General features: G+C 40.5%; 29 protein-coding genes. 9 read left to right on the forward strand and 20 right to left on the reverse strand.

Features of this window, described 5'->3' with window-relative positions:
- Positions 1-28: 28 nt before the first annotated feature.
- The 7 genes from MMU05_RS05405 to MMU05_RS05435 all read right to left on the reverse strand — a co-directional run bounded on the left by MMU05_RS05405 (position 29) and on the right by MMU05_RS05435 (position 5,375).
- On the reverse strand, positions 29-487 hold the full coding sequence (locus MMU05_RS05405; RefSeq protein WP_241140650.1) for a DUF4440 domain-containing protein: 459 nt from the start codon (positions 485-487) through the stop codon (positions 29-31).
- Between the two features lie 368 nt (positions 488-855).
- Positions 856-993, reverse strand: a complete 138-nt coding sequence (locus MMU05_RS05410; RefSeq protein WP_241140651.1) for a hypothetical protein — start codon at positions 991-993, stop codon at positions 856-858.
- Positions 994-1,506: 513 nt separating this feature from the next.
- Positions 1,507-2,658 (reverse strand): aspartyl protease family protein, encoded by a 1,152-nt coding sequence (locus MMU05_RS05415; protein ID WP_241140652.1) that lies wholly within the window; start codon positions 2,656-2,658, stop codon positions 1,507-1,509.
- A 145-nt stretch (positions 2,659-2,803) separates the two neighbouring features.
- The gene (locus MMU05_RS05420) at positions 2,804-3,178 is read right to left on the reverse strand and encodes a DUF1016 N-terminal domain-containing protein (RefSeq protein ID WP_241140653.1); all 375 of its coding nucleotides are present in this window, start codon (positions 3,176-3,178) and stop codon (positions 2,804-2,806) included.
- Between the two features lie 141 nt (positions 3,179-3,319).
- A complete protein-coding gene (locus MMU05_RS05425; RefSeq protein ID WP_241140654.1) occupies positions 3,320-3,844 on the reverse strand; it encodes a threonine/serine exporter family protein in 525 nt (174 codons plus the stop codon).
- A complete protein-coding gene (locus MMU05_RS05430; protein ID WP_241140655.1) occupies positions 3,841-4,620 on the reverse strand; it encodes a threonine/serine exporter family protein in 780 nt (259 codons plus the stop codon). The genes MMU05_RS05425 and MMU05_RS05430 overlap by 4 nt, the downstream gene beginning before the upstream one ends.
- A 203-nt stretch (positions 4,621-4,823) precedes the next feature.
- Positions 4,824-5,375, reverse strand: coding sequence for a hypothetical protein (locus MMU05_RS05435; RefSeq protein WP_241140656.1), 552 nt, complete (start codon positions 5,373-5,375; stop codon positions 4,824-4,826).
- A gap of 263 nt (positions 5,376-5,638) precedes the next feature.
- Between MMU05_RS05435 and MMU05_RS05440 the strand changes: the two genes are divergently transcribed.
- Positions 5,639-6,505 (forward strand): alpha/beta fold hydrolase, encoded by an 867-nt coding sequence (locus tag MMU05_RS05440; protein WP_241140657.1) that lies wholly within the window; start codon positions 5,639-5,641, stop codon positions 6,503-6,505.
- An 89-nt stretch (positions 6,506-6,594) separates the two neighbouring features.
- Here MMU05_RS05440 and MMU05_RS05445 read toward each other — a convergent pair whose 3' ends face one another.
- The 13 genes from MMU05_RS05445 to MMU05_RS05505 form a co-directional block, all read right to left on the reverse strand.
- On the reverse strand, positions 6,595-8,055 hold the full coding sequence (locus tag MMU05_RS05445) for a cellulase family glycosylhydrolase (protein WP_241140658.1): 1,461 nt from the start codon (positions 8,053-8,055) through the stop codon (positions 6,595-6,597).
- Between the two features lie 521 nt (positions 8,056-8,576).
- Positions 8,577-9,125, reverse strand: a complete 549-nt coding sequence (locus MMU05_RS05450; protein ID WP_241140659.1) for a DUF2911 domain-containing protein — start codon at positions 9,123-9,125, stop codon at positions 8,577-8,579.
- A gap of 409 nt (positions 9,126-9,534) precedes the next feature.
- Positions 9,535-10,062, reverse strand: coding sequence for a hypothetical protein (locus tag MMU05_RS05455; protein WP_241140660.1), 528 nt, complete (start codon positions 10,060-10,062; stop codon positions 9,535-9,537).
- 151 nt (positions 10,063-10,213) lie between these two features.
- Positions 10,214-10,738, reverse strand: coding sequence for a DinB family protein (locus MMU05_RS05460; protein ID WP_241140661.1), 525 nt, complete (start codon positions 10,736-10,738; stop codon positions 10,214-10,216).
- Between the two features lie 41 nt (positions 10,739-10,779).
- Entirely contained in the window at positions 10,780-11,196 is a 417-nt protein-coding gene (locus MMU05_RS05465; RefSeq protein WP_241140662.1) for a VOC family protein, read from the reverse strand.
- Between the two features lie 162 nt (positions 11,197-11,358).
- A complete protein-coding gene (locus MMU05_RS05470) occupies positions 11,359-12,087 on the reverse strand; it encodes a carbon-nitrogen hydrolase family protein (RefSeq protein WP_241140663.1) in 729 nt (242 codons plus the stop codon).
- 71 nt (positions 12,088-12,158) lie between these two features.
- Complete coding sequence (locus MMU05_RS05475; protein WP_241140664.1) at positions 12,159-12,530, reverse strand: VOC family protein; 372 nt, start codon at positions 12,528-12,530, stop codon at positions 12,159-12,161.
- A 23-nt stretch (positions 12,531-12,553) separates the two neighbouring features.
- Entirely contained in the window at positions 12,554-13,006 is a 453-nt protein-coding gene (locus MMU05_RS05480; protein ID WP_241140665.1) for a DUF1569 domain-containing protein, read from the reverse strand.
- Positions 12,990-13,481 (reverse strand): VOC family protein, encoded by a 492-nt coding sequence (locus MMU05_RS05485; protein ID WP_241140666.1) that lies wholly within the window; start codon positions 13,479-13,481, stop codon positions 12,990-12,992. The genes MMU05_RS05480 and MMU05_RS05485 overlap by 17 nt, the downstream gene beginning before the upstream one ends.
- A gap of 14 nt (positions 13,482-13,495) precedes the next feature.
- A complete protein-coding gene (locus MMU05_RS05490) occupies positions 13,496-13,885 on the reverse strand; it encodes a VOC family protein (RefSeq protein ID WP_241140667.1) in 390 nt (129 codons plus the stop codon).
- A 75-nt stretch (positions 13,886-13,960) separates the two neighbouring features.
- The gene (locus MMU05_RS05495) at positions 13,961-14,542 is read right to left on the reverse strand and encodes a Crp/Fnr family transcriptional regulator (RefSeq protein WP_241140668.1); all 582 of its coding nucleotides are present in this window, start codon (positions 14,540-14,542) and stop codon (positions 13,961-13,963) included.
- Positions 14,543-14,717: 175 nt separating this feature from the next.
- A complete protein-coding gene (locus MMU05_RS05500; protein ID WP_241140669.1) occupies positions 14,718-15,368 on the reverse strand; it encodes a hypothetical protein in 651 nt (216 codons plus the stop codon).
- Positions 15,369-15,800: 432 nt separating this feature from the next.
- Positions 15,801-16,178, reverse strand: a complete 378-nt coding sequence (locus MMU05_RS05505) for a hypothetical protein (RefSeq protein WP_241140670.1) — start codon at positions 16,176-16,178, stop codon at positions 15,801-15,803.
- A 401-nt stretch (positions 16,179-16,579) separates the two neighbouring features.
- Here MMU05_RS05505 and MMU05_RS05510 point away from each other — a divergent pair, with 401 nt between their 5' ends.
- The 8 genes from MMU05_RS05510 to MMU05_RS05545 all read left to right on the forward strand — a co-directional run bounded on the left by MMU05_RS05510 (position 16,580) and on the right by MMU05_RS05545 (position 26,174).
- Positions 16,580-17,572, forward strand: a complete 993-nt coding sequence (locus MMU05_RS05510; protein WP_241140671.1) for a Gfo/Idh/MocA family protein — start codon at positions 16,580-16,582, stop codon at positions 17,570-17,572.
- A gap of 689 nt (positions 17,573-18,261) precedes the next feature.
- On the forward strand, positions 18,262-20,493 hold the full coding sequence (locus tag MMU05_RS05515; RefSeq protein WP_241140672.1) for a sodium-translocating pyrophosphatase: 2,232 nt from the start codon (positions 18,262-18,264) through the stop codon (positions 20,491-20,493).
- Positions 20,494-20,605: 112 nt separating this feature from the next.
- A complete protein-coding gene (locus MMU05_RS05520; RefSeq protein WP_241140673.1) occupies positions 20,606-22,702 on the forward strand; it encodes a S9 family peptidase in 2,097 nt (698 codons plus the stop codon).
- Positions 22,702-23,664: a D-alanyl-D-alanine carboxypeptidase gene (locus MMU05_RS05525; RefSeq protein WP_241140674.1), complete on the forward strand. Its 963-nt coding sequence runs from the start codon at positions 22,702-22,704 to the stop codon at positions 23,662-23,664. The genes MMU05_RS05520 and MMU05_RS05525 overlap by 1 nt, the downstream gene beginning before the upstream one ends.
- Positions 23,651-23,986 (forward strand): D-alanyl-D-alanine carboxypeptidase, encoded by a 336-nt coding sequence (locus MMU05_RS05530; RefSeq protein WP_241140675.1) that lies wholly within the window; start codon positions 23,651-23,653, stop codon positions 23,984-23,986. The genes MMU05_RS05525 and MMU05_RS05530 overlap by 14 nt, the downstream gene beginning before the upstream one ends.
- 189 nt (positions 23,987-24,175) lie before the next feature.
- Positions 24,176-24,571 carry a hypothetical protein gene (locus MMU05_RS05535; protein WP_241140676.1) on the forward strand — a complete coding sequence of 132 codons (396 nt, stop codon included), beginning with the start codon at positions 24,176-24,178 and terminating at the stop codon, positions 24,569-24,571.
- 78 nt (positions 24,572-24,649) lie between these two features.
- The gene (locus MMU05_RS05540) at positions 24,650-25,423 is read left to right on the forward strand and encodes an EcsC family protein (protein ID WP_241140677.1); all 774 of its coding nucleotides are present in this window, start codon (positions 24,650-24,652) and stop codon (positions 25,421-25,423) included.
- A 127-nt stretch (positions 25,424-25,550) separates the two neighbouring features.
- The gene (locus MMU05_RS05545) at positions 25,551-26,174 is read left to right on the forward strand and encodes a hypothetical protein (protein ID WP_241140678.1); all 624 of its coding nucleotides are present in this window, start codon (positions 25,551-25,553) and stop codon (positions 26,172-26,174) included.
- Positions 26,175-26,262 lie beyond the last annotated feature (88 nt).

The raw sequence follows: 26,262 nt of genomic DNA on the forward strand, positions 1-26,262 counted from the left end.
TTTGGGTAGGTGCTGTTAGCAGTAGTTTTTATTCATTTTTAATTCGAGTTGAGTGAAGCATTTCTAATTTCCATCCATTCTCTGTTAAAATTGCCGTTGCGCTTTCTAGCCATTGAGCTTTTCTAATGATTTTATTATCAGTTGAGAATGTAGCATAGTTTTGGTATGCAACCCATGCCATTCCGTTTGCGACTTTAATTTCAATAATTTCAATTGTATTCATTCGTATTGGATTCGGTTTCCGAAGTATGGCATTATCCAAATAATTTGCAATAGAATCGTTATTCCAAACTTTTCCGTTTTCCAAAAGCAGGAAATCCTTTGTATAGTATTTATCAATGTTTTTAGAATTTAATTCAGACCAGATTTCGTCAAAAGATTTAATAATTAATTCTTTTATCCGTGATTTGTCAGTTTCGATGGAGCTTTGTCCAAATGATATCGTTGTGAAACATATCATCAAAATTATAGTGTTAAGTTTTTTCATTTTTGTTGTTTTTAAATTACTGCTATGGATATTCTCCACGCCACAGTGGGTGGAATTCCAAATCCACCCAGTCCAGTCCAAACGTTATACTATACCTAGCGGGGGAACGAATGTCAAGAAAAGCTTTTTCATTTTAAAGGATAAGTTCTTGTTTGCGAGTTTTTTCATCCCTCCTGAAAAGAAAAGGTTATTGATCGATGCTTATCTTTTTTCTCAAAACGCTACCTAAAATCCAATGAACAGCTCCCGCAAGTGCGGGAAAACCCGTATCGCGCACGTCCGGGAGTGGTGGGAGACTTGTGCGCCGTGGCGTAGGCGCACAATGAGCTTATACTCACGGCCATCTAATCGATTATCGGTTCGGTTTTCTATTTTCTGCTTTTTAGTTCTTTAAGGATTTCTTTTTGGATGTCAATTACTTCATCAATTCTTAGCATCCAAGCTCCAAAAGCTCTGATTATAGAAACAACAACAACAATTACTAAAATTCCTACAATAACTTCCATATTTATGTTTTTAAGGTTAATTTATTTATTCATTCTATGTCAAACTGAAAATGAACGTTTTAAAACTGTTTGTCTGTCAATAAAAAATGGAATTTGTCAAAACTGAAACCATAAAAACAAATTTTTATAAAGCTATTAAACTTCTAGGATATGTAACAATCCGAAAACTTCTCAAGCCACCAACCTATCAAATAATAATCTTTTTCCAAAAAGAAACCGTTTCTAACGCACTTAAACTGACAGATAACGATTCTCTCCAGGCCACAGTGACGTGAGGCGATCCAAATTAGAGTGATAGACGCCACAATGGTGTCTATTTTCTTATTATCTAAACATAAAACTAATATTCTAAATATCCAATCTGTCCCCGGACTTTTGATTTGATCAAAGAAATGATCACAAATTTGGGTTGAAACCCGAAAAAAAACGGAATTGATTCTTGATTCAATCTATAGGCTGGATAATGTTATAAAGTGAAAGGCATTGAATTTCTAAAAGTGTATGGGATCTTTCTTATTTCAACCTTATCGGTTCAAAAATCAAAGAAGTTCCATCCAATTTCATGATGGTCATGGATTTTGGTTTGTTGGTAAATGACCACCTCATAAAATCACAGGAATCCTCAAAATCTTCTGCCCTGCGGCCATTGACAGAAAGGATTTCTTCTCCAATGCTGAGCATGATGTCTTCCGGGACTGCCCCAATGGATTTGCTCATGACGACGAGTTTTCCCTCTTGGTAATGCACCCCGACTTGGATCGGATCTTTGAACTTCACCGCTTCCCTCATGCGGAGAAGGTATTTCGATTCGGAATTGTTGATGACCAGGCTGCTGCCCAAAGTTTTGAAAAATCCAATGCCGAGTTTCGCCCCAGTAATGGGCTCAAAACTTATTGGGATTCTTTCAAAGTAGTTTTCGCCGATTTGGAGACTGTCTACCAGGATCGTTCTCGTGCTGTCTGTTTGGATACTCAAAGCCCCCATAGAACTGCTGATATCGGGATTGCTGAGGCCGAGGCTGTCCTTCAGAGACAGGAAATCCTGGATGGAAGGGTTGTTTGCGGGAAAACTGAAAAAGTGCGTATATCCAGTGTCTATGAGGACGTTTTCAAATTCCTCCCCGGCAAACTTCACTGTAACATAAGGCCTCTTATTGAAAAAATAAACCGGAATGTCCGTCCACCCATTTTCAACAGGGAAGGGTTTTTTCGAAAAACGGATCACCATGTTTTCAAAATCAACCTCCCAATTGAGCTGTGAAATGATGTCAGAGCCGAGAAGGTAATAATCCATGCAGTAGAGGTATGCCATGTCATTGACGAGGCTCCGTACTTTGGGGAACTTGACTCCGCCGATCTTGATTTCTTTGGTCAGTCCTGTCGGGACTTTGGCCACCTGCTTGTTGGAATCCCGCATTTTGATTTTTTTGCCTTTGACCTGCAGCCTTTCGGCCGGTTCGGCAAGGGAGTTTGCCAAGCCCATACTCGCACCGGTGTCGAATGCAAAATCTGTGTCCACGCCGTTCATTTGGCCTTTGAATACGAGCAACCCGGCATCTAAATGGAAAGGAAGTGAGTAAACAGAATCGGAAATGGTCTGTCCTTTGGCCGTTTCACCGGACTTAAATACCAGTATAGCAAAGAATACAATCAGGAAATGTTTCATAAATACCAAAATAGGTTTTTTTTGAAAAAAGTTGATGTGGTGGGTTTTATTGATTTTGGGGTTTTTGGATTCATTCCTCAAAAAGACTTACTTATTGATTTTCCTTGAACATCGCTAATTCCCATGAAAATCATTTTTTTTAATTTTATGAGAGTAGTGATTTAGATTTTGTAAAAATTTCAACATGATGCCGCCAGGGGATTTTTCCACCAAGTTGGTGGAAAAATTCATCTTCTCTATAAAATTGATATAAGCGTTCGATATTGTATAGGTTGGTTTTTGAAAATCCCTCCATATCAGGGAATTCATCCCGCAAATCTTTTGATAATTCTAGTAACCAATTGTTGCCCCATTGGGTTGTTGTCGAAAGTTGGTCCATTATTTTTCCCAAATCAAAATAGAAAAATAACAATTCATTATTTGCCGCAAGAGCCACTTTTACCCTAGCTACCCTTATCCTTTCTTTAACTCCTCTTAGCCATTCTGAATAGGGGATATCATTAATTTGAGTTTGTTTCATTTCCACTTCTTTTAAGATTTGGTTTCTGAACTTTGATGCCGTGATTAAATATTTATTTGATAAATTCTAAATTTGCTTATTCAATAGGCCTTTAATGACCAAAAATAATAAAATAGGCCTGCTTTCATGAGGTAATTTTACCTATAATTTTTCTCTCCTAATTTTCCTTCTACCCCGAAAAGGAACAGAATAATTCACCTTTTTCACACTCTCAATTCTAAAAAGCAACATGGGCAAAGTTACCCCCAAGGAAATGGCAAGGATGATAAAAAACGTCATTGCGCCGTTGTGGGCAGTGGCAGTAAGGACTTCAGCTTCGGTTTGGTTGATAAATGAAATCAAACCCAACATGGTCCGATAGGCAAAAGACCCCGGAATAAGAGGGATGACGGCCGGAATACTGATGACCACCGGCGGAACATGCCTCCAATGCGAAACAGGGATACTTGCAAAACCGATCGCCGCAGCCCCTGCAGCAGAAGCCATGATTATCCCTCCGCCCACCTCAGGCAGCAGTACGGTGAACTTAAACAATCCTGCCAGAATACCGCCCAAAAATATCGCGAGCAAAGCCCGAGGAGGGGTGTTAAACAGAACCGCAAATCCTATCGCAGCACAGCCGCACCAAAATGCTTTGAAAATAATCTCTAACCAGTCAGGCATCATAGCATTTTGAAAATATATAAAACTATTGCCAATCCTGAGGCAATGGCGAAGGCATGCATGAGGGCATTGGTGCCCCGGTCAATCCCGTTGATGATATGACCATCCATCAGGTCTACGAAGGAATTGATCAGCAGCACGCCCGGAATCAGAAACAAAATGCTGGTGGCAAAGGCATGGTCTAAGTTGGTCGCTGCGCCAAGAATCTTACCACACAGCGCAATCACGGCTGAAGCCAACATCGCGCTGCCATAGGTGATCATAAAGGGGTTGTATTTTTTGATGACCAATTCCTGCTTGAAAAAAAGACCGACCACCGTAGCCAAAAAGGTAAGAACCATTTCCATTGCATTGCCGCCAAAAGTATAACAGAATGCCGATCCTGCGATTCCTGTAAAAAACAGAATGACATGCCTTTTGTAGGTGGGAATATCGGGAACTTGGTTGATGACTTTTGCATACTCTTCAAGACTGATTTTTTTCTCCATCACATCCCAACTCAATCGGCTGATGACAGAAATCACCCTGAAATTGGCACCGGGAAGGGTGGCGATGCTCCTCGATCCTGAGAAAATGTTACCTCGTTTTTCCTTGTGAAGAGATATGGAAATGTTGCGCGTGCCCAAGTCTACGTTGGCCTCATAGCCGTAGGCATTCGCAAACCTTGAAAGGTTGGTGATAATCCTGCTGCTTCCAGCACCGGACTTGATCAAGGCAACCCCGGTCTGTAATAGCAGGTTTCCCAATCTCGCAGGTTCGTCACTTTTTTCGTTGCTCATGTTTTATCCTTTTTGTGGGAATCCCAAAAATCAATAGTCCCCGGATTGGCTGCTGCAAATTAAGTCTAAAATGAGAAAAATGCAGGAAAAGATTGGGTAAACTTAATCCGGCCTTGACCTTGGGAGCTACTAAGATTCCGAATTCTTGTGCTGATATTTCAAGATTGTTTACTTTTTGCTCAAAGATTCATCTATGCCTATTTTCAGCCTGCCAGATTCCTTGCTTTGGAAACAACAAACCAAATCACCGGACGGACCCCGAGATAAATCACTGCACCGATCAATGCCAAAATGCTCCCGATACCGGTTGGAAGCACCGCTCCAAAAGTATATGTCATCCCGATCACAAACCCAAGAAGGCACTCCGCCCGATAGATGGGTAAGAATAAAGAAATCCCCAACACAGCCATTAACATATACCCCGGTACTTCGGTATTGCCAAGGCTGAAAAAGGAGGATAAAGTAATCCCAAAAAGCAAAGCCATAAAGAAACCAACGGTTACACTTTTTGGGATAGCCTTCATTCGAGATTTACCCTTGTTTTGTTTGGTCAACCTCTTTTCTACCTGATAGGTCAAAAACCATGTCAGGAGGGGAAGCAATATAGCACCCCACCAATTGGAGATTTCGGGTAAATCCTCCCGGGCTAGTATATGGTGGCTTGGAACCCCTCCGTTAAAATGATTCCAAAGCAACAAAGACAGAATGCCAAGGGTGACGACGGCAGAAAAATAGAGACGTGTTTTCAAAAACATTGTTTTCCAGGTAAAATCAGTTTTAAAAATACCGCTTATTTTTTCATTTCAAACCAAGTCTTCATGGCCTTTTGTGCCGCATTTATTCCGGAAAATCTCAAAACTGCGAATTGTACAAGGTTCAATACAAGTTCTGTAACATATGTTGGCTTTGTTGAAATTAACTTTGCCTTCGGTAATTATTAATGGTTTTCATGGATTATTTCATTCAAAATAGATTCAAATCACCTAAGCTACTAACTTAAAACTACAACTGAACCAAAATGAAAAACGAAAACAAAGGATCCGATTTGACCATCGCTGTCAGCAATTTCCATATGTCCTATGATGAAATGGGAGAAGGAAATATTCCGGTCATCTTTTTACATGGTTTCCCTTTTGACAAATCTATGTGGGCAGAGCAACTTGAATTTTTGAAATCTTCCTACCGGGTAATTGCGGTTGATATCAGGGGTTTTGGTAAATCTACGGATGAGGAATCCGACTTTAGCATCGACATGTTTGCCGAGGACCTCATTGCCTTGATGGATGAATTATACATCGAAAAAGCCGTCGTATGTGGTTTGTCAATGGGGGGATTTATTGCTCTGAATGCCCATGAGAGATTTCCTGACCGTTTTGAGGCTTTGGTTTTGTGCGATACGCAGTGTATCGCAGACACAGCTGTGGTCAAAGAAAAGCGACTCAACACCATACTTGATATAGAAGCCGACGGAGTCCAAAAGTTCAATGAAAGCTTCGTAGAAAGTGTTTTTCACCCGGAATCCCTGACAAAGAAAAAGGGCTTGGTCAAAAATCTGAGCAAAGTGGTTTTTGCAAATTCTCCCCAAATCATCAGTCAGGGATTGCTTGCCCTTGCAGGCCGCACTGAAACCTGTACCACATTGGGTGCGGTGGAGGTACCAACGCTGATCATCTGTGGCAGGGAAGATGCCGTGACGCCGCTCGCCCAATCTGAGAAAATGCACAAAAGCATCAAGGGTTCTATCCTAAAAATTATCGACAACGCAGGCCATGTTTCCAACCTCGAACAACCACAGGAATTCAACCAATATCTGGAAGATTTTTTAGGAACCCTAAGCGGCCTGAAAGTCGAAGAAATGATTGAAAGTCAAAAGGTTGAAAAATAAAGTGGGGGAAAGGCTTGGAATAAAAGACATGGTTCAGTTCTTTTTCTGATGTAGATGCAAACCCATTTCACAATGGTTAAAAATTGAGTCTAGTCTTTGGAACCTTCGATCAGGGCATTGAGCGCCTGTTGGTCAAAAACCGTATTGGTCTTACGGTCAAAAAGTCCTGAACCATTGTTCCCTATCCCCCCAGCATCCCAATAGAAAGGTAAGATGCCATTTGCTAGGGCCTGTTGCGTCACGTATTTGAGGTAAAATGCCCTAGAAGCCAAATGGAGGTCTCGATCGGCACCTGTCAGTGTAAGCCTTCTTCCTACCGCATATTCCCCGAGAATCACCGGTATCCCTTTGTCCACAAACTTGGTTTTCATCAGCCGCATCATGCTGTCCACGGTAGCTTCTTCCCCCCAGGTTGCATTTCGGGTAGGGTCTGTCAGGGAATGAAAATCCTTACCCCAATAATAAAACATGTTTCCCCAATTGGCATCTGATTCCATCAAGCTGAACTGATAAGGCGTGTAGTAATGGACCTCGGCCATCATCCTGTTTGCAATTTGGTCTATAGGTAAGGAAGTCATCAAGGTATTCGTTTTTTCGATATCGGTAGATGGTCCCTGTACCACGAGGACCCGATAACTGTTTCTACCCCCTGTGGACCTGACAGCATCCACAAAAGTCTGAAGGTAAGAGTTGAGCACCGCCATTTGTGAGGCATTATCGACATTGGGTTCATTGGTGCCTGCAAACATCAGGTGCTCATCAAAATCCCGTAAATGCGTGGCTATCTGTTCCCAAAATGCTTTTTGTTTGGCATTGTTTTCAGCCTGCTTGGCAGGAGTGACATTGTTTTCCAGCCAACCCCCATCCCAATGGATGTTTAGCACGACATACATACCCTCGTCAACACTGTATTGTACCACCTCTTTTACCCTGTTCAGCCACTCGGTTTTGATTTTGGCGGTGGCACTGTTTTCCATATATTGGTTCCAGGAGCAGGGAATACGGATGGCATTGAATCCGTTTTGTTTGACCAATTGGATCAGTTCCGGTGTAATGAGTGGATTGCCCCAAGCTGTTTCGCTTCCGATGGCTTCCAATGAATTGCCGATATTCCAACCCAACCTGATTTTGCCAGCCAATTCTATCGCTGAGCTCGTCATCCCACTTGCGTCGGGTGGGATAGGGGAGGTGTTGTAACTTGGATACAGTTGCCCCTTCTGGCTTATTTTGATTTCTTTAGGCGCTGCATTTCCCGCTGTCAGGGTCAGATTTCCTGTTCTAATGACATTGTCCGGATTGGTCAAAGCGGTGACCTCAATGGTAGAGGTTCCACTCCTACCGGTACTTTTACTCAGCTGTATCCATGGCAGGTTTGATGTTATTTCCCAGGAAGCTGCATTGGTAGTGATGGAAAAATCTGCGGTTCCGCCTTCTTCGGGGAATTCAATTTTTTCTTTTGAAACAGATACCGAGATCAGGTCCTCTTTTTCACATCCGCTAAAAGCAAAAAAGGCAAACACTAATGTCAATCTTACTAAAATCCGCAACATCAAAGGAATAGGTATGGTTTTATGGAAAATAGGTTTGCTTGGAATACTGCGGCAGATTTGAAATTCCCAAAATTGAATTTTCAAAATGCAGAATGAATTTATGAAAAAGATTTAGGTTTCGGCAATGGGGCAAAGTAAATAGGCATTCCTGCAAAGTTTTTAACGCGGAGACGTAAAAGAGGCAGAGTTTCTTTTCTCTTTTTTACTCCGTGTCCTCTGTGTCCTCTGTGGTGAATAATTTTTTTTACCGCAAAAGAAAAGAAAGTTTCGCAATGGGCCCAAAGGGAGAATCGGCGAGAGTTTTAATTTACCGCAGAGCGCACCGAGGGTACATAGATCGCATTCATTCTGAATACCGAATTCCTCATCCTTCATCCCTTTTCCTTCATCCTTTCAACTTCCCCCTTTTTCTCCCCGTCTCTGCGTGAGATATATTTTTTACCGTATCGCAAAAAAAAGACCTGTCTGATTTAGAAGAAGCAGACAGGTCTTGTAATAAAATCTTTTTCTATTTACATCCCTTAGTTAGGGACAACCGGTATCATGAGTTGGACATTGCTCCATTCGAAATAAACGACAGCGCCTCCAGACCCTTCCTCAATACGTGTGGTAAATTGCTCCACGGGCACCACAGGCCGGGTTACGGGAACTTCGGTTACGAACACGTTTTTGCTAAAATCAGGCTCCCAAGCTCCCCATTGTCCGGTTTCTGAATTAACACCGATCTGAAATGAATCCGGGCCGGGGATAGCATACAGGCTGTAGCTTCCGGCTTTCAATGGCATGCCGTTGAAAGTCACATCTTGGTTGAGGGTGATGGTGGTAGCCTCATTTGCTCCCAAGCGCCAATAGGCTCCATAGGGCTGGAGGGCGCCCTCATCTTCCGATCCAAAAATTACACGGCCTCTAACCGAAGGACGGCTATAGCTGATTTCCACATGAAGTCCATTGACATCAAGATGCGCTGTGTCGGGCGGGCTCATTGAGCGGTTACGGTTGTTCAGATAAATAAATGCAACGGCCAGCAACAAAGCCAATATGCCTACACCGATAAGAATCTTTTTTAACATGAGGATTTTGTGTTTTGAGTAAGATAGAAAAGTAGGAAAAATTGGGTGAAATGGCAATGTAAGTGCCCAATTTTAACGTTAGGTTAATACTAAGAAAACCATTTCAAGACACTTTATTTTGGTTGGGTGAAATTGCTTGCTGACAAAGTATGTCAGTACAGGAATACGCAATTCCGCTAGTCCCTAATTAAATGATCAAAGGCAAGGAAGTAAAGAAGGGGTAGGAAATAGACAGAGCAGGCTAGTTTTGTGGCAATTTTAAAAAGTACCGTTTCTCAGCTATACGCAGGCAGGGGTATTTACCGCTACACTTCCTGCGAAGAAGTGAACTTTTATTTTACAACTTTCCTGTCCTACGGAGCACGAAACCCCTGCTTGCGTATAGCTGATGTTAGCGGGTCGTTGTTATTTAATCAAAAGCAGACTTGTCATTTTGTTTGCTTTGATTTTTCTTACTTTTTCCTATTTTCTTTCTTAAATATTTTACCCAAAAACTCCATTCGGATGTTTTCTTGTCGACTAAGAAATTATTCTCAATTTTATCAAAACTATCCTCGATAAGTGCATTGTGCAATGAACGTATTCCCAAAACCCACAATAAAGTTCCTATTCCAGCAGTCTGCATTTCAATAGTGTGTTTGATTAGAGTCTCATTTTTATTTATTGGTTCAATCTCAAATTTATGAATTCCATTAAATCCTTCTGGTTTCTCAAATCTAAATTGAATTATCTGTTCTGAATTATACTTTTCAACCACATACTTTATTGGGCCGTGTCCGCCTTTCGCTCCAATGTTTATTCCACCTGCGAATTTCATTGCTGGCCACTTTTCTTTTGGCCAAATTTTATCATTGTCCGTTGATAAGGTATTTATCAAATCAACTACCTTGTTTTTAGGTTGGTTTATTATTCGCTTATGGATATTCAGTACTTTCAATTTTTATTTTATTTAATTTTTAATGTATTGGCATGCGGGTAAACGCAGGCAGGGTTTTTTACCACAGAACTTCTTACGAAGCACTAAATCTTTGCTTGCGTATTTGTGATGTTAGTGGGTCGTTGTTTTTCTTCGCTTAGGTTTTTATTCTTCATACTTGTATATCTCCCGCTCTAAATGACCATTCCACATGTTTGTCAAAGTCTTGCCTTAACAGCATATTCAATTGGGCTGTGTGATGTTGAGTATGTCGCATATTGTAAAGCAAAATTTCCAAAATAGGATAATCCATATCATTGGGTTCATCACCTTCTTTAAATCTTTCACTTAGCTTTTCTTCGGTCAATGAGTCAATAAGCTTTCTGCATTTTTCACGACTTTGTTTTAAGTAGTCCAAGATTTCTTGTTTGCTATAAACTTTATCTGGAATTAAATCATCTATGGCTTCTTTTGGTCTATTTCTTTCTTCCTTTTGAGTAAAAGCAAGCAATGGCAAAAAATCGCTTGGCGGAATTGTCAAATAATAATCCAAAAATATTGTGCTGTGAAAAGCTAAATAATAATATCTTGGATTTTGTTCGAAATATTTTTCAGGGCAACTTGAAACCACGTTAAATAGCATATCAATGCTTGCTCCAAATTGGTTCCATAAAATGGATTTTGTTGAATTGTCCATATTTTGCCCTATTAAATTGCTGAGTGGGTCGTTGTTTTCATTTACTCGTGATACCCCTTATTCACTTGACGTTTGGAAATCCACCAATAATTTCCACAAGGGTCAATAATTCCTGATTGCCTGTCAAGGTAAGGCATTTCTTCTGGTTCGAATTCAACCGTTGCTCCGTTTTCTATGGCTTTTCTGTGAACCCCATCAACATCTTCAACATAAATGTATAGAGATGTTCGCATTCCTTCAAACTGTTCTCTTGCCTGACTAACCATAAAGCAAGTATCACCAATCTGTAAGATGCAATTTGCAATATCTCCATTTTCGGGATTAATAGATCTATTTAATTCTTCCGCATAAAACGTGTTTTTCAGGAAGTCAATCAACAGGATTGGGTTGTCGACAAATAGGTAAGGGACAACTGTATGAAATCCTTTTGGTTTGTAGGTGTCGAATATGTTATCCATTTTTCATGCCTGTTATTTTGATCCGGCTTATTAGTTATTGCTCTTTAGAGACTTATATTTTTCTTCACTTTTGTCCTTAGCTGGGATTCGTCAGAAAAATGTCATTGAATTTTTCGGAATTGGCGGTACTATTATTCTCCTCAATGCTGTCGGGTCTTTTTTTTATATTGTATGTTTAATTACTACTTCTGTTTCTGTATTAAAGATTAGTATTCCTTCATTTTTGTTATCGAGTTGCCCTGCCAAACTTCCTTGTTTTGTCCAGACGGAACTTTGGCCAGCACTTTCAAAATTATCACAAAACCCAACACAATTAGACATTAAAACTGGTATTGCAAATTTCTTGGCAATTGCTGGATAATGTATCTTTCCTTTTTCAATTCCCATTTGTGATTTTGCAACACTAGCAATATAAATTTCGGCACCAAGTATAACGGCATTATCTGAATGGCTTGTTTGCAAACTTTCGTAACATATTGCAGGGGCTATTTTTTTGTTATCAATCGTAAGTATGATTTGTTTTTCGCCACATTCAAAGTATGGAAATTCATCAGAATGGATTTGTTGTTTTGAATAGGTTATTCTCGTTTTATTGGGTTGGAAAATGACCATACTAATTTGGATACCCGATTGTGTCTTGGTCGGGATACCCACACCAACTGTAATAGAATTTTTATTACAAATTGCCTGAATCACATCAAATCGCTTATCTGATTGATCTGTTGCCAGATCGCTTGCAAGTTCGGGCTCATATCCAGATAAAGAAAGTTCAGAAAAGAAAATGGCAGACACACCATAATCTGATGCAATAGAAACTAGCAAAATATGCTTTAGAATATTATCCGAAATATCCCCTTTAATGGGTCTTATCTGTGCGACACCTATTTTCATTGTACTTAATTTTTTGAATTTCTAATAGGTTTTTAACAGCTCGTTATGCAACTGGATATTTTTGTTTTTCTCTACTCTGATACAATGATATAATAACCGTCTAAATCTCTTATTATAAATTGTTGAAGTCCAGAATTTTCATTTAGGTGAGGCTCTTGTTCTATGGCAAGTTTCAAATGAATTGCATTGCTCCACATTTTTGCCAGGTCTGGAACCCGGAAATATAAAATAAGCCCATTGCCGGTAGCTATGTTTGGGTCTTTCATTGTCGGGTGATCGTGTTCGCTCCATCGATGAAGGCAAAGGATAACTTCACCTTTTGTGTTGGCTAACATCTCAAAATTTTCGCCACCGTGATTGCTTTTTAAGTTTAGCAAATCTTGATACCATTTTGAACTTTTAGCAACGTCTCTCACGGCAATTATGGTTTCTAATCTTATCATAATACATTGCTTGTGTTAACTAGTTACACACCAAACTGTCTTAAATGATGGTCAGTATGTTTGTAAGCGAGTATTCCTATCTGCTCAACTGTCATCCTTCCAAAAAAATCGTGAATGAAATTTGGGTTATCAAAGTGTCTGTATTCGTTGACAAGTTCAATCCATTTGTTTTTTTCAGCATCTATATTGCCGTTGAATTCTTTGATTTTAAATTGGTCTGATGTTGGGATATTTTTGTCAAATGGCTTTTCGTCTTTTATCATTTTATTTAGGGCATATTTCCCAAATATCTTCCCCAATATTTCTTGCTTATAAATGTGTTTATCTATACCTGTTACCCAACCATTCCAAAAGGAATTATGCTTCACCATTTGGTAAACGTTCATCTTGCCCCATTCAGGTTTAGCGTCTTTATCTACTAACCTAATTCTCTGGATAAGTTCTTCCCTTATTGCATTATCAAATATTGTTTTCATTATCAAAGTTGTTTATCGGTTGCAATGAAAAATAGTTCCCTGAATCGTCTTTGAACATTGCTTCAGTACCGTAAAATTCTTTTGTTGGTGCTTTGATGAATTCTACACCTTTTGCTTTAAGCTCTTCGTAGGTGGCAAAAATGTCGTGGCAGGTTAAAACTCCACACCCAAACACACCTGCTTTGATAAGTCTAATTAAGCTTTCTGCAACATTTTTAGGAAACATTTTACTTACTTTAACTGGAAACAATACCAATTGCAAGTCGGGTTGCTCTGGTGGCGAAACTGTCAGCCAACGGGTGTCTGGCCCCATTGGAATATCATCTACAAGTTTAAATCCCAACTTATTTACATAAAAGTCATGGGCACTATCTTGGTCTATAACGTGTATGTTTGTAATTGTCATTTTTGTAATCATTGCTGTCCTTTTTAATGCATTAAATGCAAAGGTCAGAAATGATTCAGACCTTTGCATCAATAAATAATCAACTAATTCATTGAATTAAATCCTATGGTATTCCCTTCTGTGTCCATCACAACAGAACAAAATCCGTATTCACCAATTGGAAATTTGTTTTGTAATACTTTTCCACCTGCTTGCTCTATTCTTTCTTCTTCAACAGCACAGTCGGCGCTATAGAAATATACGATGGTAGAATTTCCTCCTGCCTCAAATCCTTTCATTTCCACTAAAGCACCACTCGCACCATGTTGTTCCATTTCCGATGGAAAAGCCAACATTTTCATTTCTCCTTGCAAATCGCTTGGTGTAGGTAAGTCGCTTAATTTTAGGTCAAATACTTGTTCGTAGAATTTCTTCGCTCTATTTATGTCGCTTACATAAATTTCGAACCAAACTGCTGGATTATTTGCTTTCATGTTTTTCAATTTTATGATTTTCCCTTACAAAATTCGATGTTTTCTTAGCAAATAATCTTGCCATATGACAGTAAATTATAAATCGAAAAGAATTTCTTTTCTTATTCGGCTCAATGAAGTATCCGTTATTCCCAAATAGGAAGCGATATGTTTGATAGGGACATGTTGAACGATTGCAGGATTGTCCTTAATCAACTCCTTATACCTTTCGGTTGCGCTTTTGGTAAGCATTTCTATTTTACGCTGTTTTGAAATAAATAATTGTCTGGCCATCCAAGCACGCCCCCATTCTCTAAACCCTTCAATGCTATGAAACAAGTTCTGAAATTTCTCGAAGTCGATTTTCCAAGCAATTCCGTTGGTGAGGGCGATAATATTCTCTTTCGTGGGGATTCTTTGGAATAGTGAAGATACCTCAATAGCAATGTCGTTTGCGCAATAAAAATCTGTGGTAATTTCATTTCCGCTAAAGTCATGTACATATGCTCGCAATAATCCACTTTCAATAAGATAGTATTCATTCGCCATTTTACCATTTTTTAGCAACAAGGAACCCTTTGAGAAATTGATTCTCTCGTGAGTATTCATAATTACATTCAAGTCATTCCTTTGAATTAATGGATGGTCATAAATGCTCTGGAAAAAATTAATATTCATTAATTTGATATCCTTTTTTGATTTTAGTCTTAAAATGCCCGCTAACGGAAAAATGTTTGCGAAGGGCGGGATTGAATAGCACTTCCCTTGCCCTACGCACAAAGTTTTTAGAAAGTACAAAAGCCTAAATTACGCACATTAGCCCGCCTTTTCGCAAACATAATGTTGGCAGTAGTTATTTGTCATCATAGAATTTTTGCATTTTAGCGAGCAAATCTCCAGATATACCTTTAATGTTACCTAATTCAGAAATTTTGTTTGGCAAAATAACACCATTGGCATTACACATAATATCCCAAGAATTTAATTCAAAGGGTGTTCCTAAACCGTTACTTAATTTAGCCATTGCATCCCATCCAGCTTGAAAACCCTTATATACATCTTCTGATTTTATATTCGCAATTTGATCTATGTCTCCATTTGTTGATGGATGAACAATAGGATTTCGAAAATTATCATAAAAGGTACTATAAGGATTGAAATCATAAGTAATTGCTAAATGATTATATGCATCAGTCCATTTTTGTTTGAAATACCTAGATTTTACGATATTTAATTGATGTTTTGTATAAGCCCAACTAATCCACGCTTCCATTCCTGCTTGAAATAAAATGGTAGCTTTGATACATTCTTTATTCTCTATGCTATATGCTCCACTTAATTCAGAAGAAATAGATAGAAAATTTACAGGATGAGTATCTTCAGAAATAGACTTATAGTAATTCATCGCATCGAGGTTAATTCGACACGCATTGCCTAAATGAATAAATGCTTCATGAATGTGATGATGTGCAACACTCCAACCGTCAGTTACAAAAAATGCCATTTTCTTTATATTTTAATTACTGCCAACTATTGACTTACGCCACTAGTGGCGTAAATCTCTGGATTTTGTTGAGATAGCCGCAATAGATTGCGGCAATTTTATAAATATCTAATTAGTTTGTTAAAAATTCAATCTGCTTCAATATATCATAGGATCGATTTACTTCTTTTCTTCAAAACTGAATACACCAAAGTTGAAATGCCGAAAAAGAACCATAAAATCATCAAAATCGGAAAATAGCCAATCACATAGTACGTGTCATAAATCTGAATGGCAAGCCTCTTGTCACTTGTCGAGAATCCGGTTATCAAAAGGAAAATTGTAACCAAAACAAAGATTAGGGTAGGTTTTGGTTTCATCGTTTTACCAGTTTCCAAATTGTTCTTATTGCTCTTGAATTCAACCTAAAACCCTTCTTGTATTAAAAATTAATTAACGGTTTATTTTACTTTCCTTCTCCACCTCCTCTAATCTGGAGTTGGCCAATCTTTTTTGAATATCCTTCAACAAAATCTCAAACCCTTTACTGAATTTGTAAGTCGTGTTATATTCCCAATTTTCCCCATCCTTTAAATTTATTCTAATTATGAAGTCATCTTCTTTTCGGAAATAACTCAATATTGGATCCATTTCCCTAAAAAATCCGAAAAAGCCTTTTTCATAAGGTCGGTAAAATTCAAATGATTTGATATTTTGAAATTTAAACTCTCTGAATGCCCAATAGTCAATGGCTTTTATTGATATCCTATCATTGTAAACCTTTATTGTTGGATGCCCTTTCTCTTCAAAAATCATTTCCTCTTTGGTCATATTTCTCTTTTCATTAAAGATGAAATTAATAGCGATTTTAGTACCTAGGAATTTGGCGAATTGGCCACGATCATCTTAATTATTTTTGAAATATATTAATAGTTATTAAAATATCCAATAAGCCATAGTCGTCCTTCGGTCTAAACCCCACGATCTCTTAAGTAGCTCCCACACTTCTCCCATCCCCTGGTATCCCTTCCCTTACTGATACTCCGTGTCTCTACTATAGATACTCCGTGTCCTACTTAGGGATACTCCGTGTCTGGGTTACCCTTGAGCTAATTCAAACCTATACTGTATCCAATTCATAATTATGAATTCTGAATTCAGAATTAAAAAACCCCTAAACCAATCCATCCTTCTACAAATCAAACTTCCCACTTTTTCCCTAATTTAGAACCATGAAAAAGATACAGGATCAGGAAGTCCGTTGGGGGGTGTTGGGTGTCGGTAACGTCTGCGAAGTCAAATCCGCACCGGCCATGAAGCATATTCCCCACAGCAAACTCGTAGCCGTCATGCGCCGCGATGAAGCCAAGGTCAAAGACTATGCACTCCGCCATGATGTCCCCAAGTGGTATACATCTGCTGAGGAATTGGTCCACGACCCCGAAGTCAATGCGGTATACATCGCTACCCCGCCTCACATGCACCTGCCGCTGACAAGGTTGGTGGCTGCTGCCGGCAAACCTGTCTATGTCGAAAAACCGATGGCTAGGACCTATGCCGAATGCAGGGAAATGATCGCCATCTGTGAGGAAGCCGGAGTTCCGCTGTATGTGGCCTATTACAGAAGGGCACTGCCCCATTTTTTGAAGATCAAAGAATTGATGGATTCTGGCGCCATCGGAGATATCCGAACTGTCCACATCAACCTGAAGCAGGTACTCAAACCTGATGTGGTCGTGCATCTGGAAAACAACTGGCGCATCAATCCCGAAATTGCCGGCGGAGGATACTTCTTTGACTTGGCTTCCCATCAGTTGGATCTGTTGGATTTCTTTTTTGGTCCGGTGACCAAGGCAAGCGGTTTTTCATCCAATCAAGCCAAAGCATACCATGCGGAGGATATAGTGACAGGAAGTTTTGTCTTTGAAAACGGGGTCTTGGGATCGGGGAATTGGTGTTTTACTACATCCCGCACCGCGGAGATCGATGAGATTACCATCTATGGCAGTAAGGGGATGATCCGTTTTGAGACTTTTGGAAAAGGGGAGTTTACCTTGGAATCAGATCAGGAGGATCCTATCCATTACCATGTCGACCTGCCCAGACACATCCAACAGCCTTTGATCAAATCCATCGTCGAGGACTTATTGGGAACAGGAACTTGCCCAAGCACCGGCCGCACAGCAGCAAGGACCAATTGGGTGATGGGGGAGATGGTGGGCTAGAATGCTGAATTCATAATTAAGAATGAAAAAAAAGACAAGAAGCGAGAAGTTGATTAGAACCAAGTACGATTGACCAAGTACCAAGCAGCTTTCCCTTCATCCCGAACCCGACAACGCGCAGCAGACAACAATTATAACCACTACAACCAAGAGACCCTTCGTGCCTCAGGGTGACGGATCCCAACCCGACAACCCGACAACCTGACAACGCGAAGCAGACAACAATTAGAACAACTACAACAATTACAACTATTAGAACCAAGAGACCCTTCGTGCCTCAGGGTGACGGTTCCCAACTTGACAACTTGACAACTAGACAACGCGCAGCAGACAACAATTACAACAACTACAACCATTAGAACCAAGAGACCCTTCGTACCTCAGGGTGACGGTTCCCAACCCGACAACCTGACAACGCGAAGCAGACAACAATTAGAACCACTAAAACAATTACAACTATTAGAACCAAGAGACCCTTCGTACCTCAGGGTGACGGTTCCCAACCCGACAACCCGACAACCTGACAACGCGCAGCAGACAACAATTACAACAACTACAACCACTACAACAATTACAACCATCACAACCATCACAACCTCCTCCACCATTTTTTCTCAATTGGTTGCTATAAAGGTGAATAATAATATCTTTGTCGCATTAAAAATTTTAGGGTTAACCCAAGATAATTTATGGAACAAGCAATTGTATATCTCGTCCCCGTAATGGGGATTATCGGCCTCATCGTGATGGCCATCAAATCGGCCTGGGTGGTCAAACAAGACCCAGGGGATGCAAACATGGTTGAATTGGCGGGACACATCGCCAAAGGTGCCATGGCTTTTTTGAGAGCGGAATGGAAAATTCTTTTCTATTTCGTAGTTATTGCAGGTATTATTTTGGCTTGGTCAGGGACACTCGTAGACAACTCGAGTCCGATCATTGCCATCTCTTTCGTGATCGGTGCGGTGCTTTCCGCTTTTGCCGGATACCTCGGGATGAACATTGCCACCAAGGCGAATGTCAGGACTACCCAAGCTGCCAAAACAAGTTTGAAAAAGGCGCTTGATGTGTCCTTCACCGGTGGTTCTGTGATGGGAATCGGTGTAGCAGGTCTGGCTGTATTGGGAATGGGCTCGCTCTTTATTGTATTCTACAACATGTTTGTAGTCTCTACAGGTGGCGATGTCAACGGTGCTGCCATGGCAACAGCCTTGGAAGTATTGGCAGGATTTTCTTTGGGTGCTGAATCCATTGCGCTTTTTGCAAGAGTCGGTGGAGGTATTTATACCAAAGCAGCTGACGTAGGCGCTGACCTTGTAGGTAAGGTGGAAGCAGGTATTCCTGAAGATGATGTGAGAAACCCTGCAACCATTGCAGATAACGTCGGCGATAACGTCGGTGACGTGGCTGGTATGGGAGCTGACCTTTTCGGTTCTTACGTAGCTACTATCTTGGCATCCATGGTATTGGGAAGAGAAATCGTCTCTGATGATAATTTTGGAGGAATCGCCCCTGTATTGTTGCCATTGGTGATCGCAGGCATGGGATTGTTGTTTTCCATCATTTCCACCTTTTTTGTTAAGATCAATAAAGACACAGACAGTGTTCAGGCTGCTTTGAACAAAGGGAACTGGATTTCTATATTATTGACGGTTACAGCTTCCTATTTCCTGATTGACTACATGTTGCCTGCTGGTGAATTGGTGCTTTCAAGAGGAGGTTCCATTGCATTCACCAAAATGGGTGTTTTTGGAGCTGTTGTCATCGGTCTGATCGTGGGCGCACTCATGAGTGCGATTACTGAATACTACACTTCCATGGGCAAGCGTCCTGTGAATTCCATTATCAAGCAGTCTTCCACAGGTCATGCGACCAATATTATCGGAGGTCTTTCCTTGGGTATGGAATCCACTGTTGCTCCGATCTTGGTATTGGCAGCAGGTATTTATGGCTCTTTCCTAAGTGCGGGATTATACGGTGTGGCTATTGCTGCAGCAGGGATGATGGCGACTACTGCGATGCAGTTGGCGATTGATGCTTTTGGCCCGATTGCGGATAATGCAGGTGGTATCGCTGAGATGTCAGGTTTGCCAAAAGAAGTAAGAGAAAGAACTGACATCCTCGATGCTGTCGGTAACACTACCGCTGCTACAGGAAAAGGTTTTGCCATAGCCTCAGCGGCATTGACAGCTTTGGCCTTGTTTGCAGCTTATGTAGGCATGGCAGGAATTGATTCTATCGATATTTACAAGGCAGATGTATTGTCCGGATTGTTTGTCGGGGCGATGATTCCGTTTATCTTCTCTTCCTTGGCCATTGCGGCAGTGGGAAGGGCAGCGATGGACATGGTCAACGAAGTGAGAAGACAGTTCAGGGAAATCCCCGGCATCATGGAATACAAAGCCAAGCCGGAATATGAGAAGTGCGTAGAGATTTCTACCAAAGCATCTTTGAGGGAAATGGTTGCTCCGGGAGCAATTGCATTGCTTTCTCCGATTATTGTAGGATTTGCTTTTGGTCCTGAGGTATTGGGTGGCTTGTTGGCAGGTATTACAGTGTCAGGTGTGTTGATGGGAATCTTCCAAAACAATGCCGGCGGTGCTTGGGACAATGCCAAGAAGTCTTTCGAAAAAGGTGTTATGATTGATGGCGTGATGCAGTACAAAGGTTCTGATGCGCACAAAGCTTCTGTAACAGGTGACACTGTGGGTGATCCTTTCAAAGATACTTCCGGTCCTTCGATGAATATCCTGATTAAATTGACTTCTATCGTCGCTTTGATCATCGCGCCGCATATTTCTGAAGGAGATGGTCATGGCCATGTTCAGATCAAGGCTGAGGATATCAAAGTAACCCAAGAAATTACGCATGAAGACGGCAAGGAAATTGAAAAAATCGTTACCGTGACGATCAATAAATAATCAAAAAACCATTCATTATTAGAGCCACCTGTGTATAGCGGGTGGCTTTTTTTGTTTTTTGTAAAGGATAGCCGTTTTTTTAGTATCTTTTTAAATCTAAAACCACCACGCTATGAAATTTTCCCAATCAATTCTTTTGTTGCTGTTTGTCCTTTTGACAAATGGGCTTTTCGCCCAATCCTTTACCATGGAGCAGGTATCTTCCTTTTCCTTTCCTTCAGAATTGGTCACGTCCAATTCCGGAAATAAAATGGCTTGGACCATGAATGAGAGAGGACTTAGAAATATCTACTTGGCTCAGGCTCCGGATTTCAGCCCAAGAAAAGTCACAGCTTTTGACAAAGATGATGGACAGGAGATCAGCAGTCTGCAGTTTTCCCCGGACGGAAATTGGTTACTGTTCGTCCATGGCGGAGAGCATGGTAGCAATTGGGATCCGAATGTGGGATTTAATCCTGCACAATCCATCACGATGCCCAAGGTGGAATTATGGACAGTTTCTTTTGAAGGTGGTAATGCCAAAGCCTTGACGGAAGGGGATTATCCCACTATTTCTCCTGACAGCAAAACCATAACTTACATCAAAGGAGGTCAGGTTTGGTCGATTTCCCCTCAGGACGGAAAAGCGTCTCAATTGTTTGAAGCCAAAGGAAATATCTCCTCCATGGAATGGTCACCTTATGGAAAAAAATTACTTTTTGTAGCCAATAGAAGTACACATTCATTGATTGGAATATTTAGCGGTGCTTCCAATCCTATCCAATGGGTCGCTCCATCTTTCAGCCGCGATGTCAGCCCGAGATGGTCCGCAGATGGCTCCAAGATCGCTTTCGTGAGATTACCAGGAGGCAAAGGGCAAGAATTGCCAATATTGGAGCAAAGACATAATCCTTGGGAAATCTGGGTGGCAGATACCGATTCAGGGACGGCCTACAAAAGGTGGAAAGCTCCCGAAACCCTAAGAGGTTCTGTCCCGACAGTCAATGGAGGCTTTAATCTCCATTGGACAGCAGACAATAAAATTGTGTACCTGTCTTACGAAGATGGTTGGCCTCATCTCTATTCCATGGATGCTTTAAGTGGGCAATCGAAACAATTGACCAAAGGCAGCTATATGGTAGAGCATGTCAGGTTGAGTCCTGATAAGAAATTTTTGGTTTTCTCAGCCAATACCGGGCAATCCAAAGAGGACATCGACAGAAGACACATCGGTATGGTGTCTGTCAATGGGGGAGAAATGAAGCTTTTGACCGAAGGGGAGGGTATTGAAGCCATTCCTGCTGTCCTTTCTGATAACAAGGCTGTTGCCTTTTTCTCCGCTACTGCAAAGCGATCTCTCCTACCAGCTGTGGTAGACATTCAAAGTAAAAAAACCAAGTTGCTAGCGGAGAACTTGGTTCCTGCAGATTTCCCTTCAAAAAATCTGGTGGTACCCAAGCAGGTAACTTTCAAATCTCCAGATGGCCTCACGGTTCATGGACAGCTTTTTGAGAAAGAAGGTGGTCCTGCCAAAAAAGCAGCGGTGCTTTTTGTCCATGGCGGTCCGCAGCGACAGATGCTGTTGGGCTGGAGCTATATGGATTATTATTCCAATACCTATGCTGTGAACCAATACCTCGCAGAGCTTGGATTTGTAGTCCTTTCTGTCAACTTCAGGTTAGGGATCGGATATGGGTATGAATTTCACAAACCGGCAAGGACCTATTGGCAGGGAGCGGAAGAATACTTAGATGTCAAAGCTGCAGGAGAATATTTGGCGGGTTTATCTCAAGTGGATGCAAATAGGGTTGGGATTTATGGTGGTTCTTATGGTGGATACTTGACAGCCTTGGCTTTAGGGAAAGATTCTGGTCTATTCAAAGTAGGGGTAGATATCCATGGAGTACACAACCTTTCGGGCAGATTGGAAATGCCGGAAGGCTACGAAAAAGCACCTGATTTTGACGAGGCCGTAAAGACTGCTTGGTTTTCATCTCCCCTCGCTTATCTCGAGACTTGGACTTCGCCCGTACTTTTTATCCATGGTGATGACGACAGGAATGTTCAGGTCAGTCAGACCACTGACTTGATCAGAAGATTTGAGGAGCAGAAGAAGCCTTATGAATACCTGATTATTCCCGGTGACAGCCACCATTGGATGGTGTTTTCCAATATGGTCAAAGTCAACCAAGCCACTGCTGATTTCCTCAAAAAACACCTTAAGCCTTGATGAAAAAAATAGTAATCTCTTTAATCTTAACAGTAATATTTTCTGTACAGCTCACTCATGCCCAAAAACTGAACTCTCGAAAAGTCCGCAAGATGTTTGAGCAATCCGACATCATGCAGGAACACTTTGTCGGATTTATGCTTCAGGAAGAGGGAGGCAAAGTCATTTATGAACAAAATCCGGATCGATATTTTGTACCTGCTTCCAATACCAAGTTATTGACGCTGTATGCTGCTTTGAATATTCTCGGAGATTCCATTCCTGGCTTGAAGTACCATATCAATGGAGATTCATTGATCGTTTGGGGTACAGGAGACCCTTCTTTTTTGCATCCCAGATTGGACAACAGAAAGGTTTATGATTTTCTCTCCAAAAGCCCTCAAACCCTTTATTTTGCCAAAGATCCTGACATAGAATTTGAGCCAAATGCGTGGAGGGCAGATTTGAGCCACTTTCCCATGTACGGCAATGAGACAATTATAAAATCAGATTCGAGCAGAAACCTCCTAGTTAGTCCAAAATCAATTCAGAATTACATCAGGGTAGACTCTTCCCTGGCCACCACTAGATTTAGATTTCAAAGGTCAAAAGCAGGGAATGAATTATTGGTACCAAATCTTCCGGTGCCGGAAGGTTTTAATAGCCAGATTCCATTTTCAATGGATATGGAAGTCACAAGGGTTTTGTTACAGGATACTTTAAAGAGGAACATAATCCTGATCAAAAGACAAAAGCCACTTGAGGTCAAAACACTTTTTAGCATCCCATCGGATAGTTTGTACAAGCACATGATGCTGCCAAGTGATAATTTTCTTGCCGAGCAGATATTACTGCTTTGTTCAGGCATTTTGGGAGATACTTTGGATGTGGCAAAGACCATTGAATACAGTTTGGAAAACCATTTGCAGGATTTAAAAAAACAAACCTGTTTGGGAAGATGGATCTGGTTTGTCAAGGTTTAATCTCTTTACTCCACAGACCGTATTGGATGTTTTAAATAAACTGGAGCAAAAAATACAATACAAAGACAGGCTTAAACTTTTTCTCCCCGCCGGTGGAGTCTCAGGAACACTGAGAAATGCTTATAAAACTGATAACGGAACCCCTTTTGTTTGGGCAAAGACCGGTTCACTCAGGTACATGCATTTGCAGAGTGGCTGGATAGAAACCCGTAAGGGGAAAACTTACCGGTATGTATTTATGAATAATAATTTTGTGAGACCGACTTCCGAAATCAGAAATGAAATGGTCAGATTAATGACCGAAATTCATGAAAAGTACTGACGGGGAGAATTTTTTGGAAATTTAATAAATTGAACTTTTCAAATTTTAACATTGATTTTTACAATCATTATAACTGTTTTCCTTCTTTTTAACAGAATAAATACCCAGTTCTGGGTATTGTTTTAAACTAAGCTGATAAATATATTTAGGTCTGTCATAAGTGATTATCGGACCTTTTAATTGATTGTTATGGATTTGGATAAAAAACAATGCCATTATTGCGGAAAGTCAATTCTTGGAAGAGTGGACAAAAAGTTTTGTGATGATTATTGCCGCAACAGCCATAACAACCAACGACGGATTGGCGACAGTCCGGATGTGAGAAACATCATGGCCTATCTCAAAATTAACCGCAACATTCTTGAAAGCATTCTTGTGGATGGTGTAGAGAAGGTTAAGGTTCCCAAAGAGCGTCTTCAGAGGCTTGGATATTATTTTAAATACCATACCCATACCTATATCAATTGGAAAGGGAATGTGTACACCTATAGTTTTGACTATGGATTTGTGGAATTAGAGGATGGTTGGATTCTTGTGGTAAGAGATCTTGGGGATAATTCTTCAAAAACAGCCAACAGAAATTAATTGGTTTTAAGTATCCGAAAATCGGTACAAACCGTAAAACATACTGCATACCGGAATCATACCCAATGCATAATCTATTTGAATAACAAGAACCTATATAATTCGGGAGTTTCACAGCCTTCGACAAGTTCGTTTTATGACGATATAGCCTTTGCGGAACTGCAGGGATGGTTGGTCAAAACGAGGAAAAAGCCTGGATTTATCAATAAAATCACCAAAAGCACCCAAGAGGGGATCAACAGTTTTATTCCTGAAAAAGTCCATCAAGTCATCACCTATGCGATAGAAAAAATGGTAAAGGGAGTTCTTTTTGGCACCAAGTACATGACACCCGCACCTATGAAGGCGATGACCTTGGAAGAAAGGGAAGTTAAAGTAAGGAAAATCATCAAGATCTATCAGAATACCGCATCCGTTGAGGGTGCGATCACAGGAGCAGGGGGGATTTTATTTGGATTGGCGGATTTTCCGGCATTTCTCACCATCAAAATGAAAATGCTATTCGAAATTGCGGCCGCCTATGGACATGATGTAAAACTATTTGAAGAGCGACTGTACCTTTTATATATTTTCAAACTGACATTTTCAAGTCAGGGTACCAGAAATCAGACTTTGTCCCTCCTTGAAAATTGGCAGGATTACATTTCCAAACTTCCTTCAGAAGTTTCTGATTTTGATTGGAGAGATTTTCAGTTGGAGTACAGAGATTACCTAGATTTGGTAAAATTGGCCCAACTTATCCCGATTATAGGAGCCGGTGTCGGGGCTGTAGCCAATTACCAATTGGCCAACAAACTTGGAACTAATGCCATGCAATGTTATAGATTAAGACAGTTTGATTGGGAAATTTAGTCCTCTTTTATTTGTAGATTGATGAAATTTGGCTAAATAATTGATTTTAATCTCTTTTATGTTAAATTTGCCGATCTATTTCGCTATAAAATCGTATTGCTTAGTACCCACCTAAATTAAATTTTGTATGTTAAAACCTAAGTTATTATCGCCAAAATCGGTAGTGCTAATTTTGTTGAGCATTATCGTCATCTTTTCGGGATGCGTTAAAGAAGAGAGCCCTGAAGATGTTGCAATTGGAGAACCCTTTCAAGGAGGGGTTGTAGGCCATATTTTTGAACCTGGCCAAGAAGGCTATGTAGAAGGCAAAAGGACCGGAATTATTATCGCTCCGGTAGAGGAAGTTTTTGAATCTCAATGGGGGTGCCAAGGTTCAGCTGTAGGTGGTACTTCAACAGCAGTGGGAACCGGAAGGAAAAATACTGAATTAGTCTTGGCGTTTCATGATGCGCTTCCTAATTACTACACCAACCCTACCCAATGCCATCCTGCCAACAATGGAACAGTGGCAGCGAGGCTAACCCTAGATTTTAATCTAGGCGGATTCAATGACTGGTTTATGCCAAGCCTTGAGGAAATGAACTACCTTTATGATAACAGAGATAAAATCGGAGGATTTTCAGATGTAGAATATTGGAGCTCCTGTGAAAGCAACGCTAACAACGCATGTGTGATGTCATTCATCACTGGTGAACAGTTATCAAAGCCAAAAAGTGAATTAAGAAGAGTTAGGGTTATCCGATTCTTCTAACTTTGAAATAAATAAGAAAAAAACCTGTGGGTATCTCTCACAGGTTTTTTTTTGTCAATAAATGAATTAAAATTCACAAAATACTTAC

The organism is Cognataquiflexum rubidum (genome assembly GCF_022538115.1).
Classification (GTDB): domain Bacteria; phylum Bacteroidota; class Bacteroidia; order Cytophagales; family Cyclobacteriaceae; genus Cognataquiflexum; species Cognataquiflexum rubidum.